This window comes from Gemmatimonadota bacterium, assembly GCA_016719105.1.
In the GTDB taxonomy this organism is placed as follows: domain Bacteria; phylum Gemmatimonadota; class Gemmatimonadetes; order Gemmatimonadales; family Gemmatimonadaceae; genus SCN-70-22.
In genome coordinates this window covers 204,003-224,511 of the sequence record JADKAQ010000013.1, presented here as the reverse complement: position 1 = coordinate 224,511, position 20,509 = coordinate 204,003, and the positions used below count along the sequence as shown (strand labels likewise).

Sequence of the window (20,509 nt, the reverse complement as noted above, 5' to 3'; positions counted from 1 at the left end):
CGCCCCTAACGAGTGGTGCGCGGGTCGTGGAGCTGCGGCGCCCCGCTCACGGCGCGGGCGATGAGCAGCATGTCGGCGGCGCGGGCGATCTCGACGGCGATCGTCGAGGGGACCGATGGCGTGGCGACCGCCGCCACGCCGGCGCGCGCCGCCTTGAAGGCCAACTCGCCCGAGATGCGCCCGGTGACGAGCAGGATCATGTCGGCCGGCGAACGCCCCGCCTGCAGCGCCGCCCCGAAGACCTTGTCGACCGCGTTGTGCCGCCCGATGTCTTCGGCGTGGTGGAAGAGCGACTGCCCGTCGGTGAGCGCGGCGGCGTGAATGCCCCCCGTCTCCTTGTAGCGCGTTCCGAGGGCGAAGAGCTCCTTGAAGACCGCGCGCAGCGCCGGCGTGTCGACCGCCGGGACCGTCCCCTTCCGGCGCGGCACGTCGGCCAGGCTCCCGAGGAAGGCGGTCACCGATCCGCACCCCGAGGCGAGGATCCGCCGTCGCGACATCCCCTCGACCGTCGCCACGCGCGCCGGGTCGATGTCGACCCAGAACCCCAACTCTCTGGTGCAGGGGCGCATGCGCACGATGTCGGCCGGCGTCTCGATGTATCCCTCGCCGAAGAGCCACCCGACCACGAGCTCGTCGAGCGCGTCGGGGGTGCACATCCACGTGACGACCGGCACGCCGTTGAGCTCGAGCCAGACCGGGGATTCCTCCACGGCGTCGAGCGGCGGCGCAGGGGGGTGGGATTCGCTCATGTCGGAAATCTGCGCCGCGACGCATCCATTCGCATCGGGGACCGGGTCGCCCTCCCGTGCGCCGAACCGGGTGCGCCGCGCGACAGCGAGTCGACCGATGGGCCGCGAGCTCCGCCCGCAAGACGCCCCCGAGCCAGCGACGCCAGGCCTAGGCGTTCGGCGGCGTGCCCGCTGCGCTCGTCCCTTCTCCGCGATACGCCGACGAGAGCGTGACATCCTCCGCCACTCGCACCTCGACAACATCCACCAGGTGGCCTAACGCCGCGCGGAGCTGGCCGAAGATGAGGCGGGCGACGTTTTCCCCGCTCGGGATCTGCTTCCCCTCGGCAAACTCGGGGATGTCGAGGTTGAGGTTGCGATGGTCGTAGCGCTCGCGCACCTCGCGCGCCAGCACGCGATCGAGTTCGCCGAGGTCGACGATGAAGCCTGTCTGCTCGTCGATCTCGCCCCCCACCGTCACGTCGCAGGTGTACGTGTGGCCATGGTAGTTGGGGCGTGCGCACAGCCCGAAGACCGCCTCGTTGCGCGCATCGTCCCACTCCGGGCGGCGGTAGCGATGTGCCGCGGCGAACGTCACGCGGCGCGTGAGGTACGCCCGCGCCACCCTAACGCCCGAAGGTGTACGTGATGCCGGCGGTGAGGCCGAGGTTGCGCTTCCAGATGTTCCGGCCGTCCGTCGTCTCGAGGACCGCAGGGTCGGCGGTCGACTTGGTGAAGTACGAATCGGGGTAGCGGATGCGATAGAAGTAGTTCGTCGCATCGATGCGCCCCTGCCAGCGTCCGCCGGGGACGAACTTGATTGCCGGGCGGAAGGCGAGCAGGAAGGGATAGCCGAACTTGTAGCCCCCGACGTCGGGCGAGTCGAAACCGGCGCCGATCCCCAGCCCGCCGCCTAACGTCGGCACGATCCCGTGCCACGACTTGTAGCCCGTGAGGTTGAGCGCGAAGCCGATGTCGCTGAGGACCATCGTCATCGATTCCTTCCCCAGGAAGCGCTCGGTCAGCAGCTTGGTCGGGTCGATGACCTGCCGTTCGGAGAGGACGACCGCCGTGCGGGCGGTGAAGTACGCCGGCCCCGAGATGTGGAACTCGTAGTGCGCCCCCGCGGTCGGGCCGCTCTGCGGCGCCACACCAGCCGGGTCCTTGCTGGCCTGGTACATCCCGCCGAAGAAGGTCAGCTCCTGGCGACGCGCCAAGTCGCGATACGGCGACTTGCGCGGAGTGTAGCCCACCTGTCCCTGGGCCATCGCCGGGGCCAGCACGCAGAGCCCGAGCAGGGCGAACGATCGAATCGTCATCACGTCGCAGTCAGGACGGTCAGGACAGCAGGCGCAGCGAGCGCCCGGTCATTTCAGTCGGTTGGTCGATGCCCAGCATCGAGAGAATCGTCGGTCCCACATCGCACAACGCCCCACCCCCGCGCAGCGGGCGGTCCCCATCGGGATCGACGACCACGATCGGGACCGGGTTGGTCGTGTGGGCCGTGTGCGGCCCCCCGGTCTCCGGATCGATCATCACTTCGCAGTTCCCGTGGTCGGCGGTGACCAGGAGTCGCGCCCCCGCCTTCTCCGCCGCCTTGATGACACGCGACAGGCACGCGTCCACCGTCTCCAGCGCCTTGATCACCGCCGGGATCGACCCGGTGTGCCCCACCATGTCGGCATTGGCGTAGTTACACAGCGTGAAGTCGTACGATCCACTCGCGATCGCTTCCACCAGCACGTCGGTCACCCCCGCCGCCGACATCTCCGGCTGCAAGTCGTACGTCGGCACCTTGGGGGACGGGACGAGGTTGCGCACCTCGCCGGCGAACGGCGTCTCGATCCCGCCGTTGTAGAAATAGGTCACGTGCGGGTACTTCTCGGTTTCCGCCGTGCGGAACATCGTCATCCCCGTCTCCGACACCACCTCGGCCACGATGCGGGCCATGGAGAACGGCGCGAAGGCCACCGGGAAGGAGAAGGTCTCGTCGTACGACGTCATCGTCGCCAGATGCAACCGCGTGGGGCGCGTGCTGATGTCGAAGCCGCTGAAGTCGGGCTGGGTGAGCGCCCGCACCATCTGGCGCATGCGGTCCGAGCGGTAGTTGAAGCCGATGATCGCATCGCCATCGCGGATCGGGGCCACCGGCGCGCCGTCTTCGGTCACCACCATCGGGGTGATGAACTCGTCGGTCTCGCCGCGCTCGTAGGCGGCACGGATGGCGGCCAGCGGATCGTCGGTCGACGGGCCGACCCCCATCACGCTGTCGTACCACTTCTTGACCCGCTCCCAGCGCTTGTCGCGGTCCATCCCGAAGTAACGACCACCTAACGAGGCGATCTTCGCGCGGCCGCTGGCCTTGGCGAGCGTCTCCTCCATGTAGCGGTAGCCGTTGGTCGGCAGCGTGTCGCGCCCGTCCATGAGCGCGTGGATCGCCACCTTGCCCACCCCCTGCTGCTCGGCCAGGTCGATGAGGGCAAAGAGATGCGATTGCATCGCGTGCACCCCGCCGTCGCCCAGGAGCCCCAGCAGGTGCAGCGTTCCCCCCGTCGCCTTCACGTGCGCACAGGCCTGCACGAAGGCCGGCTTGTGGAAGAACGACCGGTCGGTGATCGCCTCCTCGATGCGCACCAGGTCCTGCTTGACCACGCGCCCGGCGCCCAGGTTCATGTGCCCGACCTCGCTGTTCCCCATCTGCCCGGCGGGGAGGCCCACCGCCAGCCCGGACGCATCGAGCAGGGTGCGAGGCGCCTTGGACCAGAGCGACTTCCAGGTCGGCATCTTCGCCATCGCAACGGCATTACCTTCCGTGGCATCGCGATGGCCAAAGCCATCGACGACCACGAGGACCACGGGGCGCGTATTCGGACGGGGCATCTTGGCTGGGGAGCCGGTGGCGTGATATCGTCGATCGAACGAAGCTCGGAATGTATCACCGCGCCCAAGCCGGAATGAGCCCACACCCTCCCAACGGCGGCTGGTCCGCCCTGCGGCGCACCTATCCCCGAACCGTCGCCGTGCTCGCGACGCTCATCGCCGCCTTCGTGGTGGGAGACGTGTTGCTCGCCGCGCGCTATCTCCGCGACCGTGCCGAGACCGAGCGACTGCGCAACGGGATGACCGACGCCGAGCGCCAGCGCGCCGACATGGTCGCCGATGCGGAGGAGAACAAGGCGAACGTCATGCAGGAACTCGTGCGCAGGCGGGCCGCGGCCGACCGCGCGCTGCACCTGTCGGTCTCGGTCGATAGCGGGACGATGCTGCTGGAGCGCGACGGCGCCCTCCTGCGCGAGATGCGCGTGCAAGTGGGGGAGGAGCGCCTGGTCGTCCAGGGCGGCGACACCGTCCGCGTCCTCAAGCCACGCGGCCCCCTCTCGGTGGAGCGAGTGCTCGGCGCGCGCGATCCGTGGGAGGTGCCCACGTGGGTCTTCAGCGACCGCGGGGCGCCGGGGCCCGAGGACCGGAAGCGCCCGGGGGCGCTCGGTCGCAACGCCCTCGTGCTCAGCGGGGGGACGGTGATCTACGCACTCCCGGATTCGGGGGTGCTGGCCGATAGTGGATATGTCCTCCCGGGGGCGGTGCGCGTCTCGCGTAGCGACCTGCGCGCCATCGCGCCGATCATCACTCCGGGACTCACGGTGTACTTCTACGAATGAACGACGTCCGGCACTTCCTCAAGCACGGCGGCACCCCGGCCCGCGTCCTGGTCACCCTCGTCGCCCTGCTCCTGCTGGGGAGCGCGGGGCTGGGCGCCGCCGCCATCACGGCGCGCTCCAGTCGCGACCAGACCCGCCGCGTACTCGACGGCCACCTCGAGGGGCTCGAGGACGTCAAGCGCCAGGTGGGGCTCGTCTCCGACTCGCTCCAGACCATCGTCGACGCGCCGATCGACTCCTCGGCCGGGAAGGCGTACCTCGTCGTCAGCATCGCCGACCGCCGGCTCTGGTACCGCGACGGCGATTCGCTCCTCTTCACGACCCGTGTCGCCACCGGGAGCGGGAAGGTCCTAGCCAAGGGCGGCGGGAACCAGTGGAAGTTCGAGACGCCACGCGGGCGGCTCGTCGTCCTGAACAAGGAGTCCGATCCCGCCTGGGTCCCCCCCGACTGGCACTACGTCGAGGTGGCGCACAAGAAGAAACTCGGGCTGGTGAACCTCAAGCGAACGGACGAGATCCCGCTCCCCGACGGGAGCGTTCTCGCGGTCACCGGGAGCAACGTCGTGAAGCGCTTGATCGACGGCGCCGAGGAGGTCCTGGAAGCCGGTGAGGGGAAGGACCTGATTGTGAACGGCAACGTGATCATCCCACCGTTCGGGACCAACCAGCGCCGCTTTCCGGGGGTCGTCGGCACACACCGGCTCAACCTCGGGGATGGCTATGCGTTGCACGGGACCGACGTCCCCAGTTCGATCGGGAGCGCCGCCAGCCACGGCTGCGTTCGCCTTCGAAACGAGGACATCGAGACGCTCTTTCGCATCGTCCCGGTCGGCACCCCGGTCTACATTTACTGACCCGTCGGTTACGGAGGGGGAACCTCCGTCATCGCGGAGGGGTCCCACCAGACGTCACTTTGACCGATCTTTCGCCGTGCACCCGGGAGTACCAGCCGCCGGGTGACCTCCCCCCCTCCTCCAACCGTTCGCTTCCCTGCGTGACCTCGCCCTGTTCGGGGCGTCGATCCGCGGGAACCTCGGCATCCACAGGACGACGGGATATCACACACGTGCCCTTTTCCTCGCTCAGTTTCCGCGCCGCCCTGATCGGTGTCGCCGTGGCCGCACTGGCGCCAGCCAGCGCCGCCTCGGCCTTGTCCACCGATTCTGTTGTGATGGCCGCGTCGCGCCCGGTCGAGCCGGTGAGCGATTCGTTGAGCGGCCGGAGCGGGAAGCTCAAGGCGCGCATCGTCTCGCCGCGGCGTGATGGCAGCATCCGCATCCTCAAGCAGCTCTTTGGCGACGCCGCCGCGCAGCGCCCCGGGATCTACCACGCCTCCGACTCGGCCACGGGCAAGCGCTTTTCGCTCATCAACCTCCTCCCCTTCCAGGCGCGCGAGCGCGGGAAGCTCGGGAGCTATCGCGTCGGCTTCTGGCCGGGCGAGCGCCGGAGCGCGTGGGCGAGCAACAAGGCCCCCGAGGGGTTCATCGAGGTCACGGCCGACAACCAGGACACGCCGCTCTCCGAGCACTTCCGGATTCGCGACTTCCTGACGCACGACCAGCAGGCCGTGTGGCCCAAGTACCTCGTCCTGCGCGAGGCACTGGTCGACAAGCTCGAACTGCTCATCAGCGACCTGCAGTCGCGCGGCTACCGCGTAGGGGCGATGACGGTGCTGTCGGGTTTCCGCACGCCGCAGTACAACGCCCAGGGCGTGGGGCGGAAGGGGGGGCGGGCGACCGATTCCCGTCACCAGTACGGCGACGCCGCCGACGTCTTCGTCGACAGCGATGGCGACGGGCGCATGGATGACCTCAATCGCGACGGTCGCGTCGACACGCGCGATGCCAAGGTCGTCCTCGAGTCGGTGGAGCGCATCGAGAGCAAGTATCCCGATCTCATCGGTGGTGCCGGGCTGTATCGCGCGACCTCGGCGCACGGCCCGTTCGTCCACGTCGATGTGCGCGGCTCGCGCGCACGATGGGGGAGGATCTAGGGCGGGTGTACCAGCACTGGCAGTCGCCGCAGCAGTCGCACGTCCCGCCGCCGCGTCCTTCGCGGCTGCGCTCGCGTGCGATCCCGATCCTCGGCTTCGTCATCCTCGCGGCCGGGTCGCTGCTGGCACTGCGCCGCGCCGATGCGGCCTTCGGCCCGCCGGTCCCCGAAGCACCGCCCCCCGCGCCGCCGGTGGCGCGGCTTGCCTCCACGGCGCTGGGGAGGAGCCGCGGCGTGAACATGCGCTTCGCCCTTCCGGGCGAGCGCGTCCAGTTCCCGCTCGAACTCGATGCGGCTCCGTCGTCGGTGATCTTCGAGTGGATCCCGCTGGGTGAACTGGCGTCGATCGACACGGCGAAGGTCGTGGCCGGCACGTTCAACGCGCCGTCGCGCCCCGGCTTCTATCGACTCGCCGTGCGCAATCGCGGTGGGGCCACGGTGATCGACTCGCTCACGCTGGCGGTCCTCGTGCCGTTCGAGGAGAAGCAGGGGACGGCGATCAACGGCTACCAGATCGGGACGTACCGCGCCGAGAAGTGGGGCGCTGACCTCGAGCGCCCGCGGGGCTTTCTGGAGATCGAGCAGCCGCTGGCCGAGTTGCCGCTGTCGGCGCACATGCGCGTGGGTGACTTCATCACGCACGACGAGCAGACGAGCTGGCCTCGTTATGCAGCGATCGACGGGCGCCTGCTCGACAAGCTCGAGCTGATCTTCGACGAGATCGCGAGCTGGCACGGTGGCGAGGGGCGGGCGCCGGTCGAGGTGGACGTGCACTCGGGCTTCCGCACCCCCGTCTACAACCAGCGCGTGCCGCGCGCCGCCGCCGACTCGCGGCACCAGTACGGCGACGCGGCCGACATCGCCATCGACGCCAATCGCGACGGGCGCGTCAACAGCCGAGACGTGCGCCTCATCGAGCTGGCCGTGGAGATCATCGAGCGCAAGCACCCGGACCTCGTGGGGGGGCTGGGCGTGTACACGCAGAACGGCTCGTCCTACGCGCACATCGACGCCCGCGGCAAAAAGGCGCGCTGGCAGGGCTGACCCCGGCAACGCGCCGCGCTGAACCCTCAGCCCACGCCGCGCCGTAGATTGACCACCAGACCCGAGTTGCGCCGCGCGCCATCGCGCGCGGCTCTCCCGTCTCCCGTCTCCCCCCGTCTCCCGTCTCGGTTCCCCATGCCGCTCTCCCCGCACCTGCGCGACCGCATCCTGCGCCAGATCGACACGCTCACCGACGAGAAGGGATATGCGGTCCTCGACTACGTCGACTTCATCGCGGCCCGACACGGCGTCAAGGAGACGTCGACGGCCAACATCTTCACCCGCTTCACCGAGGGGATCGAGGATACGATGCGCGCAGGCAAGGTCTCGGCGTCGGCGATCTCGCAGACGATGGGACTCTTGAACCAGGCGGTCGGGGTGCTGAGCGGCGTGGCCGCCGCGGGGAAGTCGGTGGCTAGCGACATCGTGAGCACTGCGAGCGACGTGGCCAAGACCGTCACTGGGACCACGCCGGCCAACGGTGGGGCGACCACCCCAGGCACGACCGCCCCCGCCCCGGGCGAGGGATCGAAGCCCGACGACGCGGAGAATCCCTCGCCGTCCTGACCCGCTTGAAGTCGTCCAAGGGCCGGTCTAGCTTTCGCCATGGCGACAACAACTCGATCTTCCGACGGGCCCGCGACTCCGAGCACACCGGAGAGCGGGCTTTCGCGTACCGGCCCCCAGGGATCCAACGGCGCGGCGCCGACCGTACGCATTCGACAGGACATCGCGCTCACCTTCGACGACGTCCTCCTCGCACCGCGACACTCGCTGGTCCACCCGAAAAACGTCGACACGGCCACCTGGTTCACCCGGGGGATTCCGCTCAACGTCCCGCTGGTCTCGGCGGCCATGGACACCGTCACCGAGAGCGAGATGGCGATCGCCATGGCGCGTGCCGGTGGGATCGGGGTGATCCACAAGAACATGTCGATCGACCGGCAGCAGGCCGAGGTCGACCGGGTCAAGCGCTCCGAGAGCGGGATGATCCTCAACCCCATCACCCTCACCCCCGACGCGCTCCTGCGTGAGGCGGTGGGGCTGATGAACCGCTTCAAGATCAGCGGCGTCCCGATCGTCGATGGGGCGGGAAGCTGGTGGGGATCATCACCAACCGCGACCTGCAGTTCGAGCGCAACGTGCAGCGGCCGATCCACGAGGTGATGACCTCCAAGGGGCTCATCACCGCCCCGCTCGGGACGACGCTCGACGACGCCGAGCGCATCCTGGCCGAGCACCGGATCGAGAAGCTCCCGGTGATCGATGGCGAGGGGACGCTGAAGGGGTTGATCACCATCAAGGACATCCACAAGCGCCGGCAGTTCCCCAACGCCAACAAGGACCAGCACGGGCGCCTGCGCTGTGCCGCCGCGTTAGGCGCGGGGGCCGACGTGATCACGCGGGCGCAGGCGCTGGTCGATGCCGGAGTCGACGTCCTCATCATCGACACCGCGCACGGGCACAGCGAAGAGGTGCTCAAGGCCACGTCGCGCGTGCGCGAGGCCTTTCCGCAGGTGCAACTGGTGGCGGGCAACATCGCCTCGCGCGAAGGGGCGGCGGCGCTCGCCGAGCGTGGCGTCGATGCCATCAAGGTCGGCGTGGGACCGGGCTCCATCTGCACCACGCGCGTCGTCACCGGGGTCGGCGTCCCGCAGCTCACCGCGGTGATGGACGCCGTCGAGGGGGCCAACGGGCTCCCGATCATCGCCGACGGCGGGATCAAGTACTCGGGCGACATCGTGAAGGCGCTGGCCGCTGGTGCGTCGAGCGTCATGATGGGATCGATGCTCGCCGGCACCGAGGAGAGTCCGGGGGAGTCGTTCCTGCTCGAGGGGCGTCGCTTCAAGATGATCCGCGGCATGGGATCGCTCTCGGCGATGCAGGACGGGAGCGCCGACCGCTACTTCCAGGAAGGGGAGATGAGCCCCAAGAAGCTCGTCCCCGAGGGGATCGAGGGACGTGTGCCGTACAAGGGCCCCGTGGGCGACGTCCTCTTCCAGATGGTCGGCGGACTGCGGAGCGGGATGGGCTACGTGGGATGCGGCGACATCACGCAGCTCCGTACCGAGTCGTACTTCGTTCGCATCACCGCGGCCGGTCTGCGCGAGTCGCACCCGCACGACGTGACCATCACGCGTGAGGCGCCGAACTACAGCGTCTGAGACGCAGGTGGTCGCGATTGGCGCCACTCGGCGCGAGTCCGGCGCTCGATGGTGGCTGGCGCAATAGCGCGTGTGTCAGGTGGATGTCAGATCTCGCGGGTCCCGGTGAGGGGCCCGCGTTTTCGTTGGCAATTGCTTGACAAGCCTCTCAACTTCGGCGCACTTTGCCCGCGCCTTACGCAGGGCAGAAGGGCCAGTGCGCTGGCCTGTGTACCGTCGGGCGATCGTGGCGGCGATCGCCTTTTTCACGTTGACCACCGGAGACTCCCTGATGGGACTGTTTTCCAAGAAGAGCCTCGACCTTCTGATGAAGGAGGCCGATGGCACGAGTGGCGAGCCGACGCTCAAGCGAACGCTCGGCGCCCTCAACCTGACGCTGCTGGGGATCGGGGCCATCATTGGCGCCGGCATCTTCGTCCTCACGGGGACGGCGGCGGCGCAGTATGCGGGGCCGGCCATCGTCCTCTCGTTCGTGCTCGCGGGTGCCGGCTGCCTCTTTGCGGGGCTCTGCTACGCCGAGTTTGCGTCGATGATCCCGATCGCCGGCAGCGCCTACACCTATGGCTACGCCACGTTGGGTGAGCTGGTGGCCTGGATCATCGGGTGGGACCTGATCCTGGAGTACCTGTTCGCCGCGTCGACCGTGGCGGTGGGCTGGTCGGGGTACTTCACCTCGTTCCTGCGCGACTACACGGGGATCAACATCCCGGCGTCGCTCTCCAATGCGCCGTTCAGCGTGGAAGGAACGCACACGCTGGTGCCGAGCGGGGCGATCATCAACCTGCCGGCGATGTTCCTGGTGGCGATCCTCACCACGCTGCTCGTGATCGGGATCCAGGAATCGGCCAAGCTCAACAACATCATCGTCTTTGTGAAGGTCGCGATCGTCTTCCTGGTGATCGGCTTCGGCTTCATGTACGTGCAGCCGTCCAACTGGGAACCGTTCATTCCGCCTAACGAAGGGACGTTCGGGCGCTACGGCCTGAGCGGCGTGGTGCGCGCGGCCGGCGTCATCTTCTTCGCGTACATCGGCTTCGACGCGGTGTCGACCGCAGCGCAGGAGGCGAAGAACCCGCAGCGTGACCTCCCCATCGGCATCCTTGGGTCGCTCACCATCTGTACGGTGCTGTACATCCTGATGGCGCGCGTCATGACGGGCGTGGCGAACTACAAGGACCTCAACGTCCCCGATCCGGTCTACGTCGCGATCGCCCAGGCAGGGCCCGGGCTCGCCTGGCTCAAGCCGCTCATCGCGCTCGGTGCCATCGCCGGCCTGGCCTCGGTGGTGCTCGTGATGTTGCTCGGGCAGCCGCGCATCTTCTACGCGATGTCGCGCGACGGGCTCCTCCCGCCGGTCTTCGGCAAGATCCACCCGAAGTTCCAGACGCCGTACATCTCGACCATCATCACCGGTGCGGTGGCCATGGTGGTGGCCGGGCTCTTCCCGATCGGGCTGCTGGGCGAACTCGTCTCCATCGGGACGCTGCTCGCCTTCGTGATCGTGAGCGCCGGCGTGCTGGTGCTGCGCTACCGCTCGCCCAACCTGCATCGTCCGTTCCGGACGCCGCTGGTCCCGCTCGTCCCGATCCTGTCGATCCTGATCTGCGGCTACATGATGTCCGGGCTTCCGGGCGACACGTGGCTCCGGCTGCTGATCTGGCTGGCGCTGGGGCTGGCGGTCTACTTCCTGTACGGCAAGCAGCATTCGCGCGTGCAGGCCGCCGAGCGCGACGGGACGGAGTACTAGCCGCCGATTCACACACGGTCGCCCGTTCTGCGGCGACCGTGTGCGGGATGGGCGATGAGCGTCCGTTCGGTCCTTCAGGTTGTTACTTTACTGGCGGCGCTCCGGTTGGAGCGCCGCTTTCGCTTGTCCCTACGTTCCGTGCCACTGACCGGACTGCTCGCCGTTCCTAGCGCGCGTCGCGACGCCATCGAGCGCATCGCCGACACGCTCCGTTCGACCCCACTCGTCGCGCTCACCACGCACATCAATGCGGATGGTGACGCCGCGGGATCGGTGTCGGCGCTCGCGCGTCTGCTGCCGCAGCTTGGAGTGCAGGCTCGTGTCGTCAACCCGACGCCGTGGCCGTCGATCTTCTCGTATCTCCTGGGGCCTGACATCACCGACGCCACCTCCAAGGGGGCCTCGGCGCTCAAGACGGTGAACGGGCTCATCGCGCTCGACGTGAGCGACATGAAGCGATTGGGCGCGCTGGCCGACACCGTGCGCTCGCTCAAGATCCCGCGCATCGTCATCGACCATCACGTCCCCACCGAAGAGCCGGCGGGCGAGATCGTGCTCGACGACACCGCGGCGTGCGCCACGGGCGAGCTGCTCTTCGACTTTGCGACGGCGCTCAACCTCGAAATCACGCCGGCGATCGCCGAGGCGCTGTACACGGCGATCCTCACCGACACCGGGGGCTTTCGCTACTCCAACACCTCGCCGCGCTGTCACGCGATTGCGGCGACGCTGCTGTCCAAGGGGGTCGATCCCGAGGAGATGTACCGGCGCATCTACGCCTCGGTGTCACCGGGCCGCCTCTTCCTCCTGCGCGACTCGCTGCACTCGCTTGGACACGACGCGCTGCACGGGATCTCTTGGATCTGCGTGACCGCCGACGCGTTGGAGCGATACGACGTGAGTCCCGAGGATCTCGACGGGATCGTGGAGCATCCGCGCTCGATCGCCGGGACGCGCCTCGCGCTGTTCTTCCGCGACCTGGGCTACGGCAAGGTGAAGGTGTCGTTCCGCAGCACGGGTGACGTGGACGTGAACCGCTTTGCGCGCGAATTCGGCGGCGGCGGGCACGCCAAGGCGTCTGGAGCGTTGATCCCCGGGGCGCTCGAGGGCGTGCGCGAGCGCGTGGTGGATGCGGCGCGCGCCTACGTGGGCGAACTCGCGCCCGCTGCGGCGGAGTAGACGGAGGCGGCCGCCGCTCGGCGGTCGTGCGGAGTTGACGGGGAGACGGCGACGCGCCGCCCCCGGTCGGGCGCGGCGCGGCGCGGCGCGGGCGAGACGGTCGTCAGGCCTCGCGGTCGCCTCGCCCACAGGGCACGCTGATCGATCACACCAACGGCAGGATGTATGGCTACCACGCTCCAGGAACGCATCGGGATCGCGCTGTCGGCAATTCGCAACCCTCGCACGGGCGAGGACGTGCTCACCAGCCAACTGGTGCGCGACATCGGGACGACGCTCGACGGCAAGGTGCACCTGACGGTGGTGCTGGCGCCGCAGGACGACGCGACGCTCGTGCGCGACGTGCGGCAGGTGGTGGAGCGGGTGGACGGGGTGTCGTCGGTGCAGGTGGCGGTGCGCGACCCGTCGGAGTTTGCCCCGGGGCGAGGGGCGGCGCAGGCGGCGGCGGGGCGTCCCGCGGCGGCTGGGCAGGCGCGCGCCCTCCCGGTGATGGATGACCGTCCGGCGGCACCGCGCCCAAGCGCGCCGCAGCCGGTGGTCTATCCGCAGTTGGGGCGGATCCTTGCGGTGTCGTCGGGGAAGGGCGGGGTGGGGAAGTCGACGGTGGCCGTGAACCTCGCGGTGGCGCTGGCGCAGCGTGGGCTGCGCGTGGGGTTGATGGACGCCGACATCTACGGCCCCAACGTCCCGCGCATGATGGGCATCTCGGGGGCGCCGATGGTGCAGGACGAGAAGATCATCCCGCACGAGGCGCACGGGGTGAAGTGCATCTCGTTAGGGCTGCTCATCGAGCGCGACCAGCCGGCCATCTGGCGCGGCCCCATCGTCATGAAGATCACCACGCAATTCCTCAAGGACGTCGACTGGGGGCAGCTCGACTTCTTCATCGTCGACATGCCGCCGGGGACGGGCGACGCGCAGCTCTCGCTGGTGCAGGCCACGCAGGTGACCGGAGCGGTGATCGTGACGACGCCGCAGGAAGTGGCCATCGGTGATGCGCTGCGCGGGGTGAAGATGTTTCAGCGCACCGGCGTCCCGGTGCTGGGGATCGTGGAGAACATGTCGTGGTTCGAGTGCCCGCACTGCGGCAAGCCGACGGCGCTGTTCGGGACGGGCGGCGGGCAGAAGCTCGCCGACGAGTGCGAGATCCCGCTTCTGGCGCAGATCCCGCTGTATCCGCGCGTGATGGAGGGGGGCGACACGGGGCGCCCGGTGGTGGCGGTCGATGAGACGTCGCCGGCAGCCAAGGCGATCATCGCGCTGGCCGACCGTTTGGCGAAGTCGTTAGGCGCCGCCTGAGCGTGCGAGGCACGACGGCATGAGCGTGGCCGCGGGGGCGCTGGTGGACGACGCGCTCCCGCGGGTCATCCGGCGCGTCGCCATCCCGGCGGTGGCGTCGAACCTCCTGATGACGCTCTTCGCGTCGATGGATGCGTACTGGGTGGGGACGCGCATCGGCCCTGACGGGCTGGCGGCGGTGTCCACGGCGATCTTCTGGGTCTGGCTGGTCGTGTCGATCGCCGAGGGGGTGGCGCTGGGGGTCACGGCGCTGGCGGCGCGGCGACACGGGGAGGGGCGTGGCGACGAAGCGGCGCATGTGGCGGGGGGGGCGCTCGTCTTCGCGCTGGCGTTAGGCGCGGTCGTCGGGGTGGCCGGGGCGCTGTCGGTCGACATGCTCTTCGCCTTCATGCAGACGCCGCCCGAGGTAACGGCGCTCGCCCGCGACTACCTGCGCACGTACTTCCTGGGGCTCCCGCTCATCTACGGCTACTTCTGCGTCGACGCGACCTTTCGCGCATCGGGCAACACTCGGACGCCGCTCGTCCTCCTCTCCATCTCCGTCGCCTGCACGCTGCTGTTGGACCCCGTGCTCATCCTGGGGTGGGGGCCGGCTCCCGAGCTGGGGATCGCTGGGGCGGCGGTGGCGCTGCTGGCCACGCGCGGCGCCGCCTTCGCCGTCGGGGTGACGATCCTCCGGCGGCGCGGGATGCTCAAGGCCCCCGGGCGGCACGTGGGGCGCGAGGCGCTGCAGCTGTCGGAGGTGGATGGGGCCCCGGTGGGGGCGGTCGCCCGGCTGGCCCGCCTGGGAGAGGTACGTTCCATCCTCGCCGTCGCCCGCCGCGTCCTGCGCATCGGTCTCCCCACCGCGGTCACCGGGGTGATCTTCTCGTTCATCTACGTCGCCCTCACGCGCACCACCACGCGCTTCGGGACGCCGGCGCTGGCGGCGCTCGGGCTGGGGCATCGCATCGAGAGCTGGCTGTACATGATCGGGGTCGGATTCGGCGCCACCGCCGCGGCCATCGTCGGGCAGAACCTGGGGGCGGGGCGGGTGGACCGCGCCGAGCGGGCCGGGTGGATCACCATGCTCTTCGCCATGGCCCCGGCGCTCCTCATGGCGATCGTCTCGCTCACCATCCCCGAGCGGCTGGCCCTCGCCTTCACCGACGACCCGACCGTGGTCGACGAGACGGCGATGTACCTGCGCATCAACGCCCTGTCGCAGCTCCTGCTCCCGGCGGAGATCGTCCTCGAGGGGGCGCTGGGTGGGGCGGGGGACACCGTTCCGCCGATGATCACCTCGACCCTCCTCACCGCCCTCCGCATCCCGCTGGCCGCGTGGTGGGCCGCGCTGTGGGGGCCGGTGGGGATCTGGTGGGCGATCTCGCTGACCGCGGCCGGGCGCGGGGTGGCGATGATGTTCCTCTGGCGCAGCGGGCGTTGGAAGCACAAAACTGTGTAATGCGACCGCCCATCACCCTGCTCACCGACTTTGGCACGGCCGACGGCTACGTGGCCGAGATGAAGGGGGTGCTGCTCACGCTGGCCCCCGAGGCACAGGTCGTCGACCTGTCACACGAGGTCCCACCGCAGGACGTGGAGCTCGCGCGCCTGACGGTCGCTCGCTACTGGCGGCGCTTTCCCGAGGGGACGGTGCACCTGGCGGTGGTCGATCCCGGCGTCGGAACGGGGCGCGCCTGCCTGGCGGTGGAGAGCGATGGCCGCTTCCTCGTGGGGCCCGACAACGGGATCCTCTCGCCGGCGTTGCTGCTGACGGGGGCCCGCGCGGTCTCGCTCCCCATCGCCGCCACCGCCTCCCGCACCTTCCACGGGCGCGACGTCTTTGCCCCGGCGGCCGCGGCGCTGGCCCGCGGGGCGCGCCTCGACGACCTCGGCCCCGACTTCGAGGCGCCCATCGTGCGCCGCACCAAGGAGGCCGTGCGCCGCGAGGACGGCGCGGTCCTGGGCGAGGTGATCGCCATCGATCGCTTCGGCAACGCCATCACCAACCTGCTGGGGGTGCGCGCCGGCGTCGTTGCGGCTGGCGGACGCCCCGTCCCCATCCGCGCGACCTACGCCGACGTCGCCGTCGGGGCGGCGGTCGCGATCAGTGGGTCGACCGGGCTGCTGGAGATCGCCGTGCGCGAAGGGAACGCCGCCCGCGTCCTCGGCCTCGCCCGCGGGGCGACGGTGGTCTGGTACAAGGGGTAGGCTCGACCTCCCTCCGCGCCCTCCGCGGCGCAGCGCTCCACATCACCGCGGAGGACTCGGAGCCAGGCGTCACTCACGAACGAGTCGGGCTAAGGGGTGCGATCGATGCACCCCTGGAACTTCGGGTTGTTGCGTTCGTCCGCCGAGACTGGGAAGACGACGTCCGTCCCGTAGGTTCCGCCCTTGAAGTAGCTCCCCGACGGATAGACCAATGCGACCGTCCGTGCATACTGCCGCACCTGCCGCCGCAGGTCACCGAGGCGATGGCCCGTCAGGTACAACCAGAACGCACGCTCCTTGAAGAGCGCGTCCTCGCGCAACAGCTGCGTCCCGGGATCGGCCAGCGGGTCGAGGCCAACACTGCCCCGTAGCCCGTTCAGCGTCGTCAGCATCGCCGCCCCCTGCCCGGCGCGCAGCGCCCCTTCCGACTCGATCAGTCGCGCCTCGATCCCGTTGGCCAGCACGGTCGGCGTGGTCGCCTCCGCGTACTTGAGCGCCACGATGAACGGCGTCTCGCCATCGAAGCCGGGGCCACCCGTGTCTTCGGCGTCCACACGAGGATCACCGTCCGACGCGAAGGGGAGTCCCACCCCTCCTTCGCGATCGGCCACGCTGAACGACGCCGAATTGAAGAAGTAGTGCCAGATCCCGTTGTTCTGGCGCGCGGAGTTGCTCGATGCCTCGATCGCATAGGAGAACGACGTGGCGACGGGGGCCACCGCGGCCGAGGCCTCCGTCCACCGCGCCAGGTTCACCAGGGCGCGCCCCTTCCCGACGCGCGCCAGCGACTCGAGCTGCGTGCTGTTGATGGCGCGTGCCATCGTGATCACCGAATCGAATTTCGCGATGGCGGTCTGGAACATCTGGTCGCGCGTCTGCGGATCACCGTAGACGAGCTGCTCGTCGTCGGTGATGGTGCTGAAGGGAACGCCGGAGCAGTAGTGCTCTCCAAAGAGCACGTGCGAGAAGCCGTCGATGGCGATCATCTCGGCGTGCCCCGCGGCCCCCGGGTCGAATTGCGCGTACTTGCGCGCGGCGGTGGATGCCGCGGCGCGCGCCCGGCTCAGGTCGAGGAAGAGCGCGACCATCGTGCCGTTGGCCGCGGTGACGCGACGTGCGTCGAGGTTGATGCGGTCGCTGAACGTCTCGGCGTTGATGAACTCATCGGTGAAGAGCGCGGCGAGCTGGATGATCCCTTCGTGCCCGCCGTTCTGGAGGTCGCCCCCGCCCGAGTAGGCAACCTGGAACGACCCGAGTACGCCGCTGCGAAGGGCGGGGAGTGCCGACTTGCCGGTGAGCGTCCCCGGGCGCACGACGTCGGGATCGGGGACGTCGAGCACCGTGTCGGGGTTACAGCCGGCGATGAGGAGCGCGGCGGCGAGCGGTGCCACGCGCGCGAAAGCAGATGAGGACATGCGGATCTCTCCGAATCGAGTCATGGCGATCACCACCCGAGCGCGATGCGCGCCGTGAGGTAACGAACCGGCGGCTGGGTGAAGAACTCGGCGGTGCTGTAGTTGGAGGTCCCGTTGAACGTGATTTCGGGATCGAAGCCGGTGTAGTCGGTCCAGGTGGCCAGGTTGCGTCCGGCGAGCGTGAGCGAGAGCGACGAGGCGCGCAGGCGGCGGGCCCAGTCGGCCGGGGCGTCGAAGGCCACCGAGACTTCGCGCAGCTTCCAGAACGAGGCGTCCTCGATGTAGCCGGCGCTGGTGCCTAACAAGCCGGCCACCCGGCGCGCCTGCAGCGAGAGCGACGACCCCGGCGCGTAGGCTTCCTCGCAGCGCACGAAGACGGCGCAGCGAAACTCGCTCCCCGCGTTGTACACGCGGTGGCCGCCGCGATAGTTCATCAACGCGGTCATGCGCACCCTGCCGAAGAGGGTGAGCGACGGCGAGATGGAGAACTCGCGGCTCGGCAGCGGCGAACCCAAGTACGCCGAGTTCTCGCCGAGGCTGACCTCGCTCGCGCGGATGATCCCGTCGCCGTTGGCATCGCTCCAGGTGTACGGAAGCTGCCAGTACCCGCCCACCGGATGCCCTTCGGCGACCCGCTGCGAGAAGTTGCCGTCGAGCGCGCCAAGGCCGAAGAAGATCGTGTCGACGCCGGCGCCGAGCGTCACGAGGCGATTGCGGTTGGTGGAGCCGGTCACGCTCAGGTCGAGGCGCAGCGGACGCGTATCGACCAGCGTGGTGAGGAGCGAGGCCTCGAAGCCGCGATTGGTCACCTCACCCAGGTTCTCGAAGCGCGTTGCGGCGCCGGTGGACGGCGGGAGGTTGCGCTGGATGAGCGCGTCGCGCGTCGTCTTGTTGTAGGCGGTGAGTTCCAGCGAGGCGCGCCCCTTGAAGAGCCCGATGTCGAGCCCCCCTTCGAACTCGGTCGATTTCTCCGGCTTGAGCGTCGCGTTGCCCACGTTGTTGGCCAGCTCCACTCCCCCCAGGTCGCTCCCGCTGCGGCGGTAGGCAATCGTGTTGTAGAACGTCACCGCGTTGCGGAAGCCGGGGCGCTGTCCCGACTGGCCGGCCGCAGCGCGCAGCCGCAACGACGAGAGCCACCCCACCTGCGGGAACCACGACTCCTCGTTCACCACCCACGAGAGCGAGGCGGCAGGATAGGTGACGAGCTGGAGGTTCGTCCCGAAGTTGCTGTTGTCGTCACCACGCAGCGATGCGGTGAAGAAGAGCTTGTCGCGCCACGCCACGCGCTGCTGCGCGAAGACACCGAGCGTCACGATCTCCTGGTTCTGCTCGGCGACAGCAAAGCCGCTCGTCGTCCCACCCAGCGAGCCGGTGCCGGCCGCCAGCCCGCGCCCGAACGCCTGCGTCCCATGCAGCACCTCGCGGTTGAACTGCGTCCCTAACGAGGTGTTGGCTTCGATGCTGGCCCAAGGGCGCCACTGGGCGGTAGCCGAGGTATTGCCCGTGTAGGTCCAGAGGCCGTAAGGATTGGACGTGCGCGAGCCGATGTTGCGATTGTCGGGACCGGGGATGAGGTCCGGGGGGATGATCGCCTGATCGCTGCGTCCGGCGTAGTCCACGCCCCCAAGGCCGGTGAGCGAGAGCCAGGAGAGCGGGCGCCACGTGCCGTTGAGCGATGCAGTCACGCGCTCGACGTTCTGGTCCACCCCGATCTGATTGAAGAGCGCCGGCGGATACAGGAAGTAGCCGCGCGTCGTGGGGTTGTCGAACGCCGACCCCAGGACGCTGTTGGCGATCGGGCTCAGGTCGTTGTTGTCGTTCTGCGGGATGCGCGCACGCAATTGGTTGTAGCCCAGCTTGGCCGAGAACTCGGAGGAGGAGGACAGTTGGCCACCCACGTTGGCGCGCACCCCTTGTTTGCGCACGCTGTTGTTGGAGTACACTCCCTGTTCACGCGTATAGTCGCCACCCAGGTAGTACTGCACGCGGTCGGTCCCGCCGGCGGCACTCAGCCCGTAGTTGGAGCGCCAGCCGCGCACGAAGACCGAGGCGTCCTCGATGGGTGTCCACTGCACGAGCGAATCGGTCTTGGGGTTGCAGGTCGCGGCCGCGACGTCGAGCAAGGTGCACGCCGTGGTGCGCGCGCCGTTGGGGCGCGTCCCCACGCGGGCGAAGTTGGCCGGATAGTCGAAGACGTCTTCCACGCGCCCGCCGTCGCCGAAGAAGCTCCAGCGCGTGCGCCCCGACTTGCCGCGCTTGGTCGTGATCTGCACAACGCCGTTGGCGGCAGCGGTGCCGTACAACGCGGCGGCGGCCGGTCCCTTGATGATCTCGATGTTCTCGATGTCATCGGGGTTGAGGTCGTCGAGGCGCGTTGGATTCTGTCCGCCCACGCTGATCGTGGACCCGCCCGGATCGGAGACGGAGCGAATGCCGTCGATGATGATGAGCGGTTCGTTGGAGAGCGAGACGGAGTTGGAGCCGCGGATGCGGATGCGCGACCCGGTCCCGCTGGTCCCGCTCGTCTGCGTGACCGTCACGTTCGCAGCGCGCGACGACAGCAAGTCGTTCACGCCGCTCACGATCATCGTGGGCAACGAGTCGACGGTGAGCGCGGCGATGCTGTTCCCCGTCTCGCGTTGGCGTTCGGAGGCGCCGGTCGCGCTGATGGTCACCTGGTCGAGGCGGGTGACGGTGGCGGTGAGCGACGCGTCGAGCGTCGCCTCCTGGCCTGCACTCACCTGCACACTGTCGAGCAGTGCGGCGTAACCGAGTCGGAGTACCCGCAGGCGCACCACGCCGGCGGGGAGACTCGCCAGGCGGTACTGCCCGGCTTCGGTGGTGCGCGTGTCGCGTTGCGTACCCACGACAATGACGCGGGCGTCGCCGAGCGGCGCGCCGGTGGCGCGGTCGGTGATGCGTCCGGCAATGGTGCCGGTCCCCTGCGCCACGGCCGCGGGGGCGCTGGCGACAAGGAGGGCGACGAGGGTGGAGCGCGAACAGAAGCGATGCATGGGACCTCCTGCGAGGAAAGGGCACGAGCACAGCCGCGTGCGGCTGCAGTGCGCACGTAGGGCAGGCGTATGCC

Annotated in this window: 16 protein-coding genes and 1 pseudogene; 11 read left to right on the top strand and 6 right to left on the bottom strand. The window is 69.1% G+C overall.

All coding sequences use genetic code 11. The features are described from left to right. Positions 1 to 5 precede the first annotated feature (5 nt). The 4 genes from fdhD to IPN47_13955 all read right to left on the bottom strand — a co-directional run bounded on the left by fdhD (position 6) and on the right by IPN47_13955 (position 3,608). Complete coding sequence (gene fdhD, locus IPN47_13970; protein MBK9409121.1) at positions 6 to 749, bottom strand: formate dehydrogenase accessory sulfurtransferase FdhD; 744 nt, start codon at positions 747 to 749, stop codon at positions 6 to 8. A 148-nt stretch (positions 750 to 897) separates the two neighbouring features. Next, entirely contained in the window at positions 898 to 1,326 is a 429-nt protein-coding gene (locus tag IPN47_13965) for a 6-carboxytetrahydropterin synthase (GenBank protein MBK9409120.1), read from the bottom strand. A gap of 28 nt (positions 1,327 to 1,354) precedes the next feature. Beyond that, positions 1,355 to 2,047, bottom strand: a complete 693-nt coding sequence (locus tag IPN47_13960) for a hypothetical protein (protein MBK9409119.1) — start codon at positions 2,045 to 2,047, stop codon at positions 1,355 to 1,357. Between the two features lie 19 nt (positions 2,048 to 2,066). Beyond that, on the bottom strand, positions 2,067 to 3,608 hold the full coding sequence (locus IPN47_13955) for a 2,3-bisphosphoglycerate-independent phosphoglycerate mutase (protein ID MBK9409118.1): 1,542 nt from the start codon (positions 3,606 to 3,608) through the stop codon (positions 2,067 to 2,069). A 74-nt stretch (positions 3,609 to 3,682) separates the two neighbouring features. Between IPN47_13955 and IPN47_13950 the strand changes: the two genes are divergently transcribed. From IPN47_13950 to IPN47_13900, 11 genes and pseudogenes are all read left to right on the top strand, one after another. Further along, positions 3,683 to 4,387 (top strand): hypothetical protein, encoded by a 705-nt coding sequence (locus IPN47_13950; protein ID MBK9409117.1) that lies wholly within the window; start codon positions 3,683 to 3,685, stop codon positions 4,385 to 4,387. Next, the gene (locus tag IPN47_13945; protein MBK9409116.1) at positions 4,384 to 5,241 is read left to right on the top strand and encodes a L,D-transpeptidase; all 858 of its coding nucleotides are present in this window, start codon (positions 4,384 to 4,386) and stop codon (positions 5,239 to 5,241) included. The genes IPN47_13950 and IPN47_13945 overlap by 4 nt, the downstream gene beginning before the upstream one ends. A gap of 212 nt (positions 5,242 to 5,453) precedes the next feature. Beyond that, the gene (locus IPN47_13940; protein ID MBK9409115.1) at positions 5,454 to 6,380 is read left to right on the top strand and encodes a DUF882 domain-containing protein; all 927 of its coding nucleotides are present in this window, start codon (positions 5,454 to 5,456) and stop codon (positions 6,378 to 6,380) included. After that, entirely contained in the window at positions 6,365 to 7,423 is a 1,059-nt protein-coding gene (locus IPN47_13935) for a DUF882 domain-containing protein (protein ID MBK9409114.1), read from the top strand. The genes IPN47_13940 and IPN47_13935 overlap by 16 nt, the downstream gene beginning before the upstream one ends. Positions 7,424 to 7,558: 135 nt before the next feature. Next, positions 7,559 to 7,990: a hypothetical protein gene (locus IPN47_13930; protein ID MBK9409113.1), complete on the top strand. Its 432-nt coding sequence runs from the start codon at positions 7,559 to 7,561 to the stop codon at positions 7,988 to 7,990. 39 nt (positions 7,991 to 8,029) lie between these two features. Next, positions 8,030 to 9,588, top strand: a pseudogene (gene guaB / locus IPN47_13925) (IMP dehydrogenase). A 268-nt stretch (positions 9,589 to 9,856) separates the two neighbouring features. Continuing rightward, positions 9,857 to 11,335 carry an amino acid permease gene (locus IPN47_13920; protein MBK9409112.1) on the top strand — a complete coding sequence of 493 codons (1,479 nt, stop codon included), beginning with the start codon at positions 9,857 to 9,859 and terminating at the stop codon, positions 11,333 to 11,335. 138 nt (positions 11,336 to 11,473) lie between these two features. Beyond that, on the top strand, positions 11,474 to 12,514 hold the full coding sequence (locus IPN47_13915) for a bifunctional oligoribonuclease/PAP phosphatase NrnA (GenBank protein ID MBK9409111.1): 1,041 nt from the start codon (positions 11,474 to 11,476) through the stop codon (positions 12,512 to 12,514). Between the two features lie 165 nt (positions 12,515 to 12,679). After that, positions 12,680 to 13,813 (top strand): Mrp/NBP35 family ATP-binding protein, encoded by a 1,134-nt coding sequence (locus IPN47_13910; protein MBK9409110.1) that lies wholly within the window; start codon positions 12,680 to 12,682, stop codon positions 13,811 to 13,813. A 19-nt stretch (positions 13,814 to 13,832) separates the two neighbouring features. Then, on the top strand, positions 13,833 to 15,257 hold the full coding sequence (locus IPN47_13905) for an MATE family efflux transporter (protein ID MBK9409109.1): 1,425 nt from the start codon (positions 13,833 to 13,835) through the stop codon (positions 15,255 to 15,257). Next, a complete protein-coding gene (locus tag IPN47_13900; GenBank protein ID MBK9409108.1) occupies positions 15,257 to 16,006 on the top strand; it encodes an SAM-dependent chlorinase/fluorinase in 750 nt (249 codons plus the stop codon). Before IPN47_13905 ends, IPN47_13900 begins: the two co-directional genes overlap by 1 nt. Before the next feature lie 89 nt (positions 16,007 to 16,095). Here IPN47_13900 and IPN47_13895 read toward each other — a convergent pair whose 3' ends face one another. Continuing rightward, positions 16,096 to 17,445, bottom strand: a complete 1,350-nt coding sequence (locus IPN47_13895; protein MBK9409107.1) for a hypothetical protein — start codon at positions 17,443 to 17,445, stop codon at positions 16,096 to 16,098. A gap of 5 nt (positions 17,446 to 17,450) precedes the next feature. Beyond that, the gene (locus IPN47_13890) at positions 17,451 to 20,435 is read right to left on the bottom strand and encodes a SusC/RagA family TonB-linked outer membrane protein (GenBank protein MBK9409106.1); all 2,985 of its coding nucleotides are present in this window, start codon (positions 20,433 to 20,435) and stop codon (positions 17,451 to 17,453) included. Positions 20,436 to 20,509 lie beyond the last annotated feature (74 nt).